Genomic DNA, 13,210 nt, shown 5'->3' on the forward strand with positions numbered 1-13,210 from the left:
GGTGTGCCGGACGTAAAGCGAAGCAGTCCGGCACACCCCACCCGCGCAGGCCCGTCACCGCACCCGACAGCCCCGCGCAGCGGACCGGCCCGCCGCAGGCGCAACGGCGCGTAACCACCACGGCGGGCAAGCCGAAAACGTGGGCTGCAAGCAAAGCGCAGCCGAAAACGTGGGAAGACGTTCTCCGACAGGAAAGATCCCTTTGGCTCCCGCCACGCACGGCGCGCCGACAACAGCCGTATGCGTGTCGTCCTCGTCACCGAATCCTTCCCGCCCGATGTCAACGGCGTCTCCCACTGCGCCCTGCAAACCGCGCGGCACCTCGTCCGGCGTGGTCATGATCCGCTCGTCATCGCGCCGCTCGGCGGTGCCGGGGCGGATGCCGGGACGGACGAGAGTCCCTGTCCCGTCGTCCGGGTGCCCTCCATGCCGCTGCCCGGCTATCCGCAGGTGCGGATCGCGCTCCCCGGGCGCCGGCTGTCCGCGGCGCTCGACGGGCACCGACCCGACCTGGTGCACCTCGCCAGTCCCTTCGTCCTCGGGGCCCGCGGGATGGCGGCCGCCGCCCGGCGCCAGGTGCCCGCTGTCGCCGTCTACCAGACCGACCTGGGCCGCTACGCCCGTACCTATCTCGGCGGTGGCGCGGCCACGGCCTGGCGGCGTATCCGTGCGGTGCACGCCGCCGCCGACCGGACCCTGGCGCCGTCCGGCGCGGCGCTGCTGGACCTGACCGCGCACGGGGTGCCGCGGGTCCACCTGTGGCCGCGTGGTGTCGACTCCGAGCGGTTCCACCCCGGGCGGCGCGACCCGGTGCTGCGCAGTTCGCTGACCGCGGGGCGGGAACTGCTGGTGGGGTACGTGGGGCGGCTGGCGCCGGAGAAGGACGTCCGGCTGCTGGCCGAGACCTCGCGGCTGCCGGGCGTCCGCACCGTCGTCATCGGCGACGGCCCCAGCGCCTCCGGGCTGCGCACCGCACTCCCGGAGGTCCGCTTCCTCGGCCGCCGTACCGGGGACGAACTGGCGCGGCTCTACGCGTCGCTGGACGTCTTCGTGCACACCGGGCCGTACGAGACGTTCTGCCAGACCGTGCAGGAGGCGATGGCCTCGGGCGTGCCCGTGGTGGCGCCGCGGGCGGGCGGTCCGGTGGACCTGGTGGACCACGGCCGTACGGGGCTGCTGGTGCCGCCCGGTGACGGCGAGGCCTTCCGGGACGCCGTGCAACTGCTCGCGGGGAGCGCCGGGCTGCGCGCCCGGTACGGGGCCGCGGGCCGGCGGGCCGTCGCGGACCGCACCTGGGAGGCGGTCGGCGACCGGCTGCTGGGGCACTACGAGGACGTGCTCAGCGACCGGACGGCGGTGGCGGCATGACCGCGCGACGCGGCGGGGCGGGCCTGCGGATCGTCCGGATCGCCAACTTCGTCACCCCGGCCTCCGGCGGGCTGCGCACCGCCCTGCGCGAACTCGGCGCGGGCTACCGGGCCGCCGGGCACGAGCCGGTGCTGATCGTCCCCGGCCCGCCGGGCGCGGACGGGACGGCCGGCCTGCGCGACGAACTGACCGCGCAGGGGCGGGTGATCACCGTGCCGGGGCCGGAGCTGCCGGGCAGCGGCGGCTACCGCATGCTGACCGACCGCCGCCGGCTCCAGCGGCTGCTGCACACGCTGGCCCCCGACCGGCTGGAGGTCTCCGACCGTACGACGCTGCGCTGGACGGGGGAGTGGGCGCGCCGGGCGCGGGTGCCCGCGGTGATGGTCTCCCACGAGAGCGTGGACGGGGTGCTGCGCACCTGGGGCGTGCCGCAGCCGCTGGCCCGCGCCGCCGCGGACCGGCTCAACCGCCGTACGGCGCACGCCTACAGCCGGGTCGTGTGCACGACCGAGTGGGCGGCGGCGGAGTTCGTACGGGCCGGTGCCCGCAATGTGGTGCGCGCGCCGCTCGGGGTCGATCTCGACGCCTGGCACCCGGACTGCCGCAGCGCCGGGCTGCGTCGGCACTGCGCGGGGCGGGCGGAGTTCCTGCTGCTGCTCTGCTCCCGGCTGTCCCAGGAGAAGCGGCCGGGCCGGGCCCTGGACGCGCTGGCGGAGCTGCGGCGGCGCGGGGTCGACGCGGCGCTGGTGGTGGCCGGTGACGGGCCGCTGCGGGCGCGGCTGGAGGCCCGGGCGCGGGCGGAGCGGCTGCCGGTGGCGTTCCTCGGGCACCTCGCCGACCGCTCGCGGCTCGCCGCGGTGCAGGCCGGTGCGGATGTCGCGCTGGCGCCCGGCCCGGCCGAGACCTTCGGGCTGGCCGCCCTGGAGGCGCTCGCCTGCGGCACCCCGGTCGTGGCCAGTGCGGTGTCGGCGCTGGCGAGCCTGGTCGGCGGCGGTGGGGACACGGCGCTCGACGACGGGCCGTCCTTCGCGGACGCGGTCCAGCGGGTGCTGGCCCGGCCGGAGCCCGCCCGGCGCGCCGCCGCCCGCCGGCGTGCCGAGGGCTACGGCTGGCAGCCCGCCGTCGACGCCTTCCTGGCGGCGCACGACGCGCCCGCACCGGTGAACCGGCCGGTCGCCGCCGCGGCCGCGCCGCATCCGGCGGGCCCGTTGGGCGGGTGGTGACGGTGGGCTCCGAGGGGACGCTGACACCCGTAGCGGTTCCGGGCGGCGGGTGTGCCCCGGCCCCGGGCTGCTTCGCCGCGCTCGGCGATTCGCTGACCGAGGGGCTCGGCGACCCCGTACCGGGCGGCGGCCGGCGCGGCTGGGCCGCCCTGCTGGCCGAGGCGCTGGGCGAGCGGCCCGGCGGCGTCCCGCTGGTGAATCTGGCGCGGAGCGGGGCGCAGGCCGCCGATGTCGCCGAACGGCAGCTGCCCGCGGCGCGGGCGCTCCGGCCGCGCTTCGCCTCGCTGCTCGTCGGGGCGAACGACACCCTGCGCGCCGCCTTCGCCATCGAGCGGGTGGCGGCCGCGCTGGACCGGGCGCACGGTGCGCTGAGCGCCGACGGTGCCGTGGTGCTGACGGCGTGTCTGCCCGATCCGGGCCGGATGCTGGGGCTGCCCGCGCCGCTGGCCCGCCCGCTGGGTCGCCGGATGCGCGCCGTGAACACCGTCGTCCACGCGGTGTCCGCCCGTTACGGGGGCGTGCATCTGCACCTCGCCGAGCACCCCTGGGTCGCCGACCGCGCCTCCTGGAGCGTGGACCGGCTGCACCCCAGCGAGCGCGGCCACCGACTGCTGGCCCGTGGCTTCCACACGGTGCTCGCCGCCGCCGGCCGGCCCGTCGGGCCGCCGCCCGCCCTCACCCTCGACGGTCCCGCGCCGACCCGTGCCGGCGCCGCGCTGTGGATGGCGACCCGGGGGACCCGCTGGGTCGCCGACCGGTGCACGGACCTGCTGCCCGGTCTGCTCGGGCTGGCGCTCCAGGAGTGCCGGCACGGCCTGACCGGATCGGGGCGCCTGCTGGACGCCGCGGCCGAAGGCGCCACCCGTTCCGCGCTCGCCGCACTGGGCCGGCCGCACGGCGCGGGGACCGGCAAAGACAGCGGGACGGCGAAGGGCGCTGCGACAATGGCAGGATGACGACCGGACGCTGGGAGTTCTGGATCGACCGCGGCGGCACCTTCACGGATGTCGTCGGCAGACGGCCGGACGGGCGGCTGGTCACCGCCAAGCTGCTCTCGCACCATCCGGAGCGCTACCGGGACGCCGCGGTGGCCGGCATCCGGATGATGCTGGGGCTCGGCCCGGACGAACCGGTGCCCGCCGAGCGGGTGTCCGTCGTCAAGATGGGCACCACCGTCGCCACCAATGCCCTGCTGGAGCGCACGGGCGAACCGACGGTGCTGCTGATCACCGCAGGCTTCCGGGACGCGCTGCGGATCGCCTACCAGAACCGGCCGCGGATCTTCGACCGGCGGATCGTGCTGCCCGAGGCGCTCTACGAACGGGTGATCGAGGTCCCGGAGCGGATCGGCGCCCAGGGCGGCCTCGTCCGGCCGCTGGACGTGGACGAGGTCCGCCGCGCGCTGATCCGGGCCCGCGCGGACGGCCTGCGCAGCGCCGCCGTCGTCCTGCTGCACGGCTACCGCCACGCCGACCACGAGAAGGCGGTCGCCGACCTGGCCCGGCGTGCCGGCTTCGCCCAGGTCAGCTGTTCGCACGAGGTCAGTCCGCTGATGAAGCTGGTGCCCCGCGGCGACACCACCGTCGTCGACGCCTATCTCTCCCCGATCCTGGGCCGCTATGTCGACGAGATCGCCGCCCAACTCCCGGGAATCCGGCTGATGTTCATGCAGTCGAACGGCGGGCTGCGGCAGGCCGCGCACTTCCGCGGCAAGGACGCGGTGCTGTCCGGGCCCGCGGGCGGCGTGGTCGGCATGGTCCGTACGGCCGCCGAGGCGGGCGGCGGTCACGACCGGGTGATCGGCTTCGACATGGGCGGCACCTCCACCGATGTGTCGCACTACGCCGGCGAGTTCGAGCGGGTCTTCGGCAACGAGGTCGCTGGCGTACGGATGCGCGCCCCGATGATGAACATCCACACCGTCGCGGCCGGCGGCGGCTCCGTCCTCCACTTCGACGGCCGCCGCTACCGGGTCGGCCCCGACTCGGCCGGCGCGGACCCGGGGCCGGCCTGCTACCGGCGCGGCGGCCCGCTCACCGTCACCGACGCCAACGTGATGCTCGGCCGCATCCAGCCCGCGCACTTCCCCGCGGTGTTCGGGCCGGACGGCGACCGGCCGCTGGACGATGAACTGGTCCGCACCCGCTTCGCGGAACTGGCCGAGCGGGCCGCCGCCGAGACCGGTGACGACCGGGGGCCGGAGGAGGTCGCGGCCGGCTTCCTTGACATCGCGGTGCTCAACATGGCCAATGCCGTCAAGAAGATCTCCGTCCAGCGCGGCCGCGACATCACCCGCTACGCCCTCACCAGCTTCGGCGGCGCCGGCGGGCAGCACGCCTGCGCGGTCGCCGACGCGCTGGGCATCGACACGGTGCTCGTCCCGCCGCTGGCGGGTGTGCTCTCCGCGTACGGCATCGGGGTCGCCGACGCCACCGCGATGCGTGAGCAGGCCGTCGAGGCGGAGTTCACGGACCCCGCGGCCCTCGGCCGGGTCCAGGAGGTGTGCGACGGTCTCGCTGACCAAACCCGGCGCGAACTCCTCGACGACGGGGTGCCGGAGGCCTCCGTGACCACCCGCGCCCGGGTGCTGATCCGCTACGCCGGGACCGACTCCACGATCGGTGTCCCGCTGGCCGACGCCGACACCATGACCGCGGAATTCGTCCGGGCACACCGTGAACGCTACGCCTTCACCATGGACAAGCCCCTGGTGGCCGAGGCGGTGTCGGTCGAGGCGCTGGGAGCGGCCGGCGGCGCGGGCGACTACGAGACCCAACCGGGCGACAGGGAAGGGGAGTTGGCTCCCGCCGCGACGGTCCGGATGTACACCGGCGGCCGCTGGCAGGACACCGGCCTCTACCGGCGCACCGACCTGCGCCCCGGCGACACGCTCACCGGCCCGGCCGTCATCGCCGAGGAGGACGCGACCACGGTCCTCGACCCGGACTGGCAGGCGGCCATGGGCGACCGCGGACACCTCACGCTGACCCGGACCCGGCCGCGCACCGACCGGGTGGCGGTCGGCACCGCCGCCGACCCGGTGATGCTGGAGGTCTTCAACAGCCTCTTCATGGCCATCGCCGAGCAGATGGGCGTCCGCCTGGAGAACACCGCGCACTCCGTCAACATCAAGGAGCGCCTCGACTTCTCCTGCGCGCTCTTCGACGCCGACGGCAATCTGATCGCCAACGCCCCGCACATTCCCGTGCACCTGGGCTCGATGGGGGAGTCCATCAAGGAGGTGCTCCGGCGCCGCGGTGCGGACATGCGGCCCGGTGATGTGTATGCGATCAACGACCCCTACCACGGGGGCACCCACCTCCCCGACGTCACCGTCGTCACCCCCGTCTTCGACACCGACGGGGACACGCTGCTGTTCCTGGTGGCCTCCCGCGGTCACCACGCCGAGATCGGCGGCATCACCCCGGGTTCGATGCCGGCCTTCAGCAGCACCGTCCAGGAGGAGGGCATCCTCTTCGACAACTGGCTGCTGGTGCGCGACGGCGAACTGCGCGAGCGCGCGACCCGCGACCTGCTCGCCGCCGGCCCGTACCCCTCCCGCGCACCGGACGCCAACCTCGCCGATCTGCGCGCCCAGATCGCCGCCAACGAGCGGGGCATCCAGGAACTCCGCCGGATGACCGAGCAGTTCGGCCTGGATGTCGTGCAGGCCTATATGGGGCACGTCCAGGACAACGCCGAGGAGTCGGTCCGGCGGATCATCGCCCACCTGTCGGACGGCAGCTACCGCTACGAAACCGACAGCGGCGCCGAGATCCATGTCGCGCTGACCGTCGACCGCGCCGCCCGCAGCGCCGTACTCGACTTCGCCGGCACCTCACCCCAGTTGCCCGGCAACGCCAACGCGCCCAGTTCGGTGGTGATGGCGGCCGTGCTGTACGTCTTCCGCACCCTGGTCGCCGACGACATCCCGCTCAACAGCGGCTGCCTCAAGCCCGTGGAGGTCCGCATCCCGGAGGGCTCGATGCTCGCCCCCGTCTTCCCGGCGGCCACGGTCGCGGGCAATGTGGAGACCTCCCAGGCGGTCACCGGCGCGCTCTACGCCGCGCTCGGCGTGCAGGCCGAGGGCTCGGGCACGATGAACAACCTCACGTTCGGCAACGACCGGGTGCAGTACTACGAGACCGTCGCCAGCGGTTCCGGCGCCGGCGACGGCTTCGATGGCGCGGACGCCGTACAGACCCATATGACCAACTCCCGGCTGACCGACCCCGAGGTACTGGAGTGGCGCTACCCCGTCCGGGTCGACAGCTTCACCATCCGCTCCGGCAGCGGCGGTTCCGGCCGCTGGCACGGCGGCTCCGGCGTCGAGCGCCGGCTGCGCTTCCTGGAGCCGATGACCGTCGCCCTGCTGACCAACCACCGCCGGGTCGCGCCGTACGGCATGGCCGGTGGCACCCCGGGAGCGCTGGGCGTCAACGCCGTCGAGCGGGCGGACGGTGCGCACGAGGACCTGGCGGGCTGTGACGTGACGGAGGTCGGTGTCGACGACGTGCTGGTCGTACGCACACCGGGCGGTGGCGGATACGGGACGCCGGACGGCGGTTGACCGGGCGGGGGCCGGTCCCTAGCCCGTGCGCAGGAAGCGGACCGGTGTCCCGGGGACGGCCTGAGCCGCGGGGGCCAGGAAGCGTTCGGGGACGACACCGATGACCGGATAGCCGCCGGTCGTGGGGTGGTCGTGCAGGAAGAGGACCGGCAGGCCGTTGGGCGGGACCTGGAGGGCGCCCAGGGGCATGCCCTCGCTGGGGAGTTCGCCGTCACGGGCGCGCTCCAGGGGCGGCCCTTCGGTGCGCAGGCCGATGCGGTTGCTGGCGGGGGAGACCCGGAAGCGGCCGGTGGCCAGGGTGTGCAGCCCGGCCTCGGTGAACCAGGCGTCGCGCGGGCCGGGCAGGAACGGCAGCAGGAGTTCCGGCGCCGGGCCGGGGTGCGGGACGGCATCGGCGCAGGCCGGCGGGCCCTGCGGGGCGCCCAGCGGGAGGACCGCGCCGTCGGTGAGCGGGTCCGGGCCCAGGCCGGAGAGCAGATCGGCGGCCCGGCTGCCGAGCACCGGTTCGGTGTCGACGCCGCCGGCGAACGCCAGGTACGAGCGCAGACCGTGGGTGGCGGGCCCCGCGTCCAGGACGGCGCCGGCCGGCACCCGGACCGGGGCGCCCCAGGGGGCGGGGCGGCCGTCGACGGTCACCGGGCAGGGGGCACCCGTGACGGCGACGGTGGTGGCCGTACGCACCCGCAGGGCGCAGCCGGTGAGCGTCGTCTCCAGGGTGGCGGCGGAAGCGGGGTTGCCCACCAGGCGGTTGGCGAGCCGGTGCGCGGGCGCGTCGAGAGCGCCGGCCCGCGGCACCCCCAGGTGGGCATGTCCGGGCCGGCCGAGGTCCTGGACGGTGGTGAGCGCACCGGCCCGGACGACCGAGAAGGCGCGGTCGGTCATCGGGTGCTCTCCTGCGGGACGAAGCGGACGCGGGTGCCGGGCGCGAGCAGCGCCGCCGGTTCACGGCGCGGGTCCCACAGCACGGTGTCGGTGGTGCCGATCAGCTGCCAGCCGCCGGGGGAGGAGCGGGGATAGACACCGGTGTACGGGCCGGCGAGGGCCACCGAGCCGACCGGCACCTTGGTGCGGGGCGTGTCCCGGCGCGGTACGTGCAGCGGCCCGGGCAGCCCCGTCAGATAGCCGAAGCCGGGCGCGAAGCCGCAGAAGGCGACATGGAACTCCGTGGCGGAGTGCAGCCGCACCACCTCGTCGGGGGTGACTCCCCACAGGGCGGCGACATCGCCGAGATCGGGACCGTCGTAGCGGACCGGGATCTCCACGGTGGGCCGGTCGCCGACGGTGAGCGGCGGGATGTCCCAGGTGGCCAGTTCGGCGATGAGTCCGCGCGGGTCGGCGAGGCCGTCGAGGAGCACCGTACGGGCGGCCGGCACGATCTCGCGCAGCGGCGGCAGGGCACCGTCGGCGGCCCAGCGCAGCAGTTCGGCGTGCAGCGCCTCGACCTCCTCCGCGCTGTCCAGTTCGATGAGCAGCCCGTGTTCACCGACCGGCAGCGGCCTCATACGAAGCTCCGGATGCGGATGCCGGCCGCGGTCAGCTCGGACCGCACGCGCCGGGCGAGGTCCGCGGCCCCCGGGGTGTCGCCGTGCAGACACAGCGAACGGGCCGTGAGGGCCACGCGCCGGCCGTCGCGGGCGGTGACGGCGTGGTCCCGGGCCATGCCGAGGGCGCGCTTGACGACCTCGTCGGGGTCGTGGATCACCGCGCCCGCTTCCCGGCGCGGCACCAGCGTGCCCTCGGGGGTGTAGGCGCGGTCGGCGAACGCCTCGCCGATGACCGGGAGTTCGGCGCTCGCGGCGGCCTCGTGCAGCCGGGAGCCGGGCAGCCCGAGGACCGGCAGCCCGCCGCCCGCGGCGCGGATGCCGGCCACGACCGCGCGGGCCTGCTCCTCGTCGTGGACACAGCGGTTGTAGAGCGCGCCATGGGGCTTGACATAGCCGACGCGGGCACCGGCGGCGCGCGCGAAGACCTCCAGGGCACCGATCTGGTAGGTGATCTCGGCGGCCAGCTCGTCGGGCGGGACGTCCATCGCGCGGCGGCCGAAGCCGGCCAGATCGCGGTAGGAGACCTGGGCGCCGATGACCACACCGCGCTCGGCGGCCAGTTCGCACACCCGGCGCATCGTGGCCGGGTCTCCGGCGTGGAAGCCGCAGGCGACATTGGCGCTGGTGACGACGGAGAGCAGGGCCTCGTCGTCGGTGAGCTGCCAGCGGCCGAAGCCCTCGCCGAGGTCGGCGTTGAGATCGACGACGGGAGGGGTGCCCGTGCTGCGCTCGCTCATGCGGATGCCTCGCTTCGCTCGGCCCCGCATGCGCGGGGCGCGCACCTCTCGTCGACTCGCTCGCTGCGCTCGCTCATGTGGGTCCGTTCCAGGGCTCGGGGCCGGCCGGCGCGCGGTGGTGCGGCGTGCGGGGCCCGTGTGCGGGCAGGGGCGGGCGGGGTCCGGCCGGCTCGTATCCGTAGTGGCTCTCCCCCGAGGGCACTCGAGCCGACCGGCATGGGGGACAACGTAGGGGATTGTTGAACGATCCGACAAGGGGTGGCCGCGAACCGTTCAGGGGTGCGTTGTTTTGTCCTCCTGTCTGGGATTGACTTCCGCTCAATGGCACCGGACGGCTCGAATCCGCCGCCCGGGTACGGCGCGAGAGCGGGGAGCGGAATGGCCGGCGGAGTGGCGAAGAACGATCAGGGGCGGCTCACCGAGGTCGCGGGCCTGGAGCGGGACCGCCCCCTGCTGGGCCGCTCCAGTACGGCCGAGCGGGTCGCCGACATCCTGCGTGACCGGATCACCGAGGGCTACTTCCCGCCCGGCGCCCGGCTGTCCGAGGAGAGCATCGGGGGCGCGCTGGGCGTCTCGCGCAACACGCTGCGGGAGGCGTTCCGGCTGCTGACCCATGAGCGGCTGCTGGTGCACGAGCTCAACCGCGGGGTGTTCGTCCGGGTGGTGACGGTCGAGGACCTGGAGGACATCTACCGGGTGCGCATCCTCGTGGAGTGCGCGGCCGTCCGGGGGCTGGGGCAGGGGCCCTACGGCGCCGGGGTGAACGAGGCCGTCGCCGCGATCGAGGCCGCCGTGCGGGCCGGCGAGACGGCCTCGGAGGAGCGGGAGTGGCAGGCGCTGTCCACGGCCAATATCCGCTTCCACCAGGGCGTCGTGGCCCTGGCGGGCAGCCCGCGCACGGACGAGCTGATGCGCGGTGTGCTCGCCGAACTCCGGCTGGTCTTCCACGTCATGGCCGACCCCCGGCGCTTCCACGCGCCCTATCTGACCCGGAACCGCCAGATCGTCGAGGCGCTCCAGGCGGGCGATGCCGCCGAGGCCGAGCGGCTGCTGCTGTCCTATCTGGAGGACTCCCGCAGCCAGTTGTCGGGGGCGTACGCACAGCGCATCGCGGAGGGGTGAGGGGCTGGGGAGCGGTCGTGAGGTGGGTTCGAGGGGTGCCGCAGATCCGTGCTGACAGACCCCTTGTCGGATCGTTGAACAATCGCCTAGCCTCCGCTGCAATCTCTTCATCCCCTCACGGATCCTGCGGGGTCCCCGTACGCGGAAGGCGGATCCATGATCGTGCTCCTCGGCGTGCTCGTGGTCGTGATCGGCTTCGCCACGAAACGCAATCCCTTGCTGGTCGTAGGGGTGGCCGGGATCGCCACCGGCCTCCTGGGCGGGCTGTCGCCGGGCCGGGTGCTCGCCGCGTTCGGCGAGGGCTTCGCCGGCAGCCGGGCGGTGACGATCTTCGCGATCACCCTCCCGGTCATTGGCCTCCTGGAGCGCTACGGCCTCCAGGAGCAGGCCCGTAACCTCATCGCCCGGTTCGCCAAGCTCACCACCGGCCGCTTCCTGGCGCTCTACCTCGGTCTGCGGCAGATCGGTGCGGCGGTCGGACTGACCCAGGTCTTCGGCCACGCCCAGACCGTCCGCCCGCTCGCCGTCCCGATGGCCGAGGGCGCGGCCGAGCGCAAATACGGCGCTCTGCCGGACCGGACCCGGGAGAAGGTCCGGTCGTTCTCCGCCAGTGCGGACAACGTCGGCCTCTTCTTCGGGGAGGACGTCTTCCTCGCCGTCGGCTCGATCCTGCTGATCACCGGCTTCGTCAACACCACCTACGGCACCCACCTCGAACCGCTGCAGCTCGCGCTGTGGGCGATCCCCACCGCGGTGTGCGCCTTCGTGGTCCACGGCTGGCGGCTGCTGCGCCTGGACCGCCAGTTGGAACGCGAACTGCTCACCGCACATGTCCACGACACCGCCGCTGTGGAGGCCGCCAAGTGATCAAGGCAGAGTGGTTCTACTGGCTGGTGGGTCTCAGCTTCCTGGTGATGGCCTCCCAGATGGTCACCGACCGCAGCAACCCCAAGCGCTTCGGCACCGGCGCCTTCTGGGGCCTGATCGGCGCCGGCTTCATCTACAGCAGCTGGGTCGTCACCAAGCAGGCACCCGCCGAGCCCCTGGGCGTCGCCGTACTGGTCATGGCCTGCCTGGCCGGCTTCGGCTTCACCGGCCGCGGCACGCCGCGCACCACCACCCCCGAGGAACGCACCGCGAGCGCCGCCCGGCTCGGCAACCGGCTGTTCGTCCCGGCCCTCACCATCCCGGTCGTCGCCATGGCCTGCGCCATCGGCGTCAAGCACCTGTCCTTCGGGGGCAAGCCGGTCCTGGAGGAGGGCAGCGAGACCATCCTGGGCCTCGGTATCGGAGCCGTCGTCGCCCTCGCCGTCGGCATGATCACGCTCCGGGAGAAGCGGATCTCGGTGCCCGTGCAGTCCGGCCGTTCCATGCTGGAGACGATGGGCTGGGCCATGCTGCTGCCGCAGATGCTGGCCACACTGGGCGCCATCTTCCAGGTGTCCGGCGTCGGCGACCAGGTCGGCAAGCTGACCCTCTCCGTCCTGCCCAAGGACTCGCTCTACATCGCGATCGCCGTCTACTGCGTGGGCATGTTCGCCTTCACCATGATCATGGGCAACGCTTTCGCCGCGTTCCCCGTGATGACCGCGGCCGTCGGCTGGCCCGTCCTGGTCGGGCACTTCGACGGCAATGCCCCCGCCGTACTGGCCATCGGCATGCTCGCCGGGTTCTGCGGCACGCTCGTGACCCCCATGGCCGCCAACTTCAACATCGTCCCGGCGGCGCTGCTGGAACTGAAGGACCAGTACGGGCCCATCAAGGCACAGCTGCCCACCGCGGGTGTGCTGCTCGGCTGCAACATCGTGATCATGGCGCTCTTCGCCTTCTGAGCAGGTCTCCGGGTACCGCCGCTCGCGCCGGGCGGTACCCGGGGACCCGGCCCGCTCCGCCCGCCCCCCACTCCGCCCGTCGCACCGAGGATGACCGTATGACCCGGGTACTGCTGACCGGATTCGCGCCCTTCGCGGGCGAATCCACCAACCCCTCCTGGCAGGCGGTCCGCGCCGCCGCGGCCGAACCGCCGGCCGGCATCGAGGCGTACGCCGCCGAACTCCCCTGTGTCTACGGAGCGTCGATCGCGGTGCTGCGCGCCGCGATCGAGGAGACCCGCCCCGAGATCGTGGTGTGCGTCGGCCAGGCGGGCGGCCGGCCCGGCATCACCGTCGAACGCCTCGCGGTCAATGTCGACGACGCCCGCATACCCGACGCCTCGGGGGCCGAGCCCGTCGACGAGGCGATCGTGCCCGGCGGCCCCGCCGCGTACTTCTCCACCCTGCCGATCAAGGCGTGCGTGGCGGCCGTCCGCGCCGCCGGACTGCCCGCCTCCGTCTCCAACACCGCGGGCACCTTCGTCTGCAACCACGTCTTCTACGGCCTCGCCCACCTCATAGCCACCGAACTGCCCGGTATACGCGGTGGTTTCGTGCACGTCCCCTACGCACCGGAGCAGGTCCTCGACCGCGCAGAGCCGTCGCTGCCGTCCGACGCCGTCGCGCGGGCCCTGCGTGAGATCGCCCGCACCGCCGCGCACACCCGCACCGACCTCCGCGTCGCCGGAGGCGCCACCCACTGAGACCGGCACCCGCACCGGACCTGGCGGCCGCCCGCAGCCCGGCACCGCGTAGACTGTCGCGCCGGTCCGAA

At 74.2% G+C, this 13,210-nt stretch carries 11 protein-coding genes; 8 read left to right on the top strand and 3 right to left on the bottom strand.

Annotation, left to right across the window (positions count from 1 at the left end):
* The first annotated feature begins 240 nt into the window (after window positions 1–240).
* From ACFW5B_RS29505 to ACFW5B_RS29520, 4 genes are read left to right on the top strand one after another with little or no spacing between them, the layout of a single operon-like run.
* Window positions 241–1,368 carry a glycosyltransferase family 4 protein gene (locus ACFW5B_RS29505; protein ID WP_386446083.1) on the top strand — a complete coding sequence of 376 codons (1,128 nt, stop codon included), beginning with the start codon at window positions 241–243 and terminating at the stop codon, window positions 1,366–1,368.
* On the top strand, window positions 1,365–2,591 hold the full coding sequence (locus ACFW5B_RS29510; protein ID WP_386446086.1) for a glycosyltransferase: 1,227 nt from the start codon (window positions 1,365–1,367) through the stop codon (window positions 2,589–2,591). The genes ACFW5B_RS29505 and ACFW5B_RS29510 overlap by 4 nt, the downstream gene beginning before the upstream one ends.
* Before the next feature lie 20 nt (window positions 2,592–2,611).
* Window positions 2,612–3,547, top strand: coding sequence for an SGNH/GDSL hydrolase family protein (locus ACFW5B_RS29515; RefSeq protein WP_386446183.1), 936 nt, complete (start codon window positions 2,612–2,614; stop codon window positions 3,545–3,547).
* Window positions 3,544–7,161 carry a hydantoinase B/oxoprolinase family protein gene (locus ACFW5B_RS29520; RefSeq protein WP_386446089.1) on the top strand — a complete coding sequence of 1,206 codons (3,618 nt, stop codon included), beginning with the start codon at window positions 3,544–3,546 and terminating at the stop codon, window positions 7,159–7,161. The genes ACFW5B_RS29515 and ACFW5B_RS29520 overlap by 4 nt, the downstream gene beginning before the upstream one ends.
* 18 nt (window positions 7,162–7,179) lie before the next feature.
* Here ACFW5B_RS29520 and ACFW5B_RS29525 read toward each other — a convergent pair whose 3' ends face one another.
* Genes ACFW5B_RS29525 through ACFW5B_RS29535 form a run of 3 tightly spaced genes read right to left on the bottom strand, consistent with a single transcriptional unit; the run spans window position 7,180 to window position 9,442 of the window.
* Window positions 7,180–8,043 (bottom strand): biotin-dependent carboxyltransferase family protein, encoded by an 864-nt coding sequence (locus ACFW5B_RS29525; protein ID WP_386446092.1) that lies wholly within the window; start codon window positions 8,041–8,043, stop codon window positions 7,180–7,182.
* On the bottom strand, window positions 8,040–8,663 hold the full coding sequence (gene pxpB, locus ACFW5B_RS29530; RefSeq protein WP_386446095.1) for a 5-oxoprolinase subunit PxpB: 624 nt from the start codon (window positions 8,661–8,663) through the stop codon (window positions 8,040–8,042). The genes ACFW5B_RS29525 and pxpB overlap by 4 nt, the downstream gene beginning before the upstream one ends.
* Window positions 8,660–9,442 carry a LamB/YcsF family protein gene (locus ACFW5B_RS29535; protein ID WP_386446098.1) on the bottom strand — a complete coding sequence of 261 codons (783 nt, stop codon included), beginning with the start codon at window positions 9,440–9,442 and terminating at the stop codon, window positions 8,660–8,662. The genes pxpB and ACFW5B_RS29535 overlap by 4 nt, the downstream gene beginning before the upstream one ends.
* A 378-nt stretch (window positions 9,443–9,820) precedes the next feature.
* Here ACFW5B_RS29535 and ACFW5B_RS29540 point away from each other — a divergent pair, with 378 nt between their 5' ends.
* From ACFW5B_RS29540 to pcp, 4 genes are all read left to right on the top strand, one after another.
* Entirely contained in the window at window positions 9,821–10,564 is a 744-nt protein-coding gene (locus tag ACFW5B_RS29540) for a GntR family transcriptional regulator (protein WP_386446101.1), read from the top strand.
* Between the two features lie 156 nt (window positions 10,565–10,720).
* Window positions 10,721–11,431, top strand: coding sequence for a DUF969 domain-containing protein (locus ACFW5B_RS29545; RefSeq protein WP_386446104.1), 711 nt, complete (start codon window positions 10,721–10,723; stop codon window positions 11,429–11,431).
* A complete protein-coding gene (locus ACFW5B_RS29550) occupies window positions 11,428–12,396 on the top strand; it encodes a DUF979 domain-containing protein (RefSeq protein WP_386446107.1) in 969 nt (322 codons plus the stop codon). The genes ACFW5B_RS29545 and ACFW5B_RS29550 overlap by 4 nt, the downstream gene beginning before the upstream one ends.
* A gap of 98 nt (window positions 12,397–12,494) precedes the next feature.
* A complete protein-coding gene (gene pcp, locus ACFW5B_RS29555) occupies window positions 12,495–13,139 on the top strand; it encodes a pyroglutamyl-peptidase I (protein ID WP_386446110.1) in 645 nt (214 codons plus the stop codon).
* Window positions 13,140–13,210 lie beyond the last annotated feature (71 nt).

Source organism: Streptomyces sp. NPDC058773 (assembly GCF_042746015.1).
Lineage (GTDB): Bacteria > Actinomycetota > Actinomycetes > Streptomycetales > Streptomycetaceae > Streptomyces.

What these genes read in the sequence shown, in the direction of transcription:
- ACFW5B_RS29505 (WP_386446083.1), top strand. Translation starts at nt 241, where the DNA reads ATGCGTGTCGTCCTCGTCACCGAATCCTTCCCGCCCGATGTCAACGGC.
- ACFW5B_RS29510 (WP_386446086.1), top strand. Translation starts at nt 1,365, where the DNA reads ATGACCGCGCGACGCGGCGGGGCGGGCCTGCGGATCGTCCGGATCGCC.
- ACFW5B_RS29520 (WP_386446089.1), top strand. Translation starts at nt 3,544, where the DNA reads ATGACGACCGGACGCTGGGAGTTCTGGATCGACCGCGGCGGCACCTTC.
- ACFW5B_RS29525 (WP_386446092.1), bottom strand. Translation starts at nt 8,043, where the DNA reads ATGACCGACCGCGCCTTCTCGGTCGTCCGGGCCGGTGCGCTCACCACC.
- pxpB (WP_386446095.1), bottom strand. Translation starts at nt 8,663, where the DNA reads ATGAGGCCGCTGCCGGTCGGTGAACACGGGCTGCTCATCGAACTGGAC.
- ACFW5B_RS29535 (WP_386446098.1), bottom strand. Translation starts at nt 9,442, where the DNA reads ATGAGCGAGCGCAGCACGGGCACCCCTCCCGTCGTCGATCTCAACGCC.
- ACFW5B_RS29540 (WP_386446101.1), top strand. Translation starts at nt 9,821, where the DNA reads ATGGCCGGCGGAGTGGCGAAGAACGATCAGGGGCGGCTCACCGAGGTC.
- ACFW5B_RS29545 (WP_386446104.1), top strand. Translation starts at nt 10,721, where the DNA reads ATGATCGTGCTCCTCGGCGTGCTCGTGGTCGTGATCGGCTTCGCCACG.
- pcp (WP_386446110.1), top strand. Translation starts at nt 12,495, where the DNA reads ATGACCCGGGTACTGCTGACCGGATTCGCGCCCTTCGCGGGCGAATCC.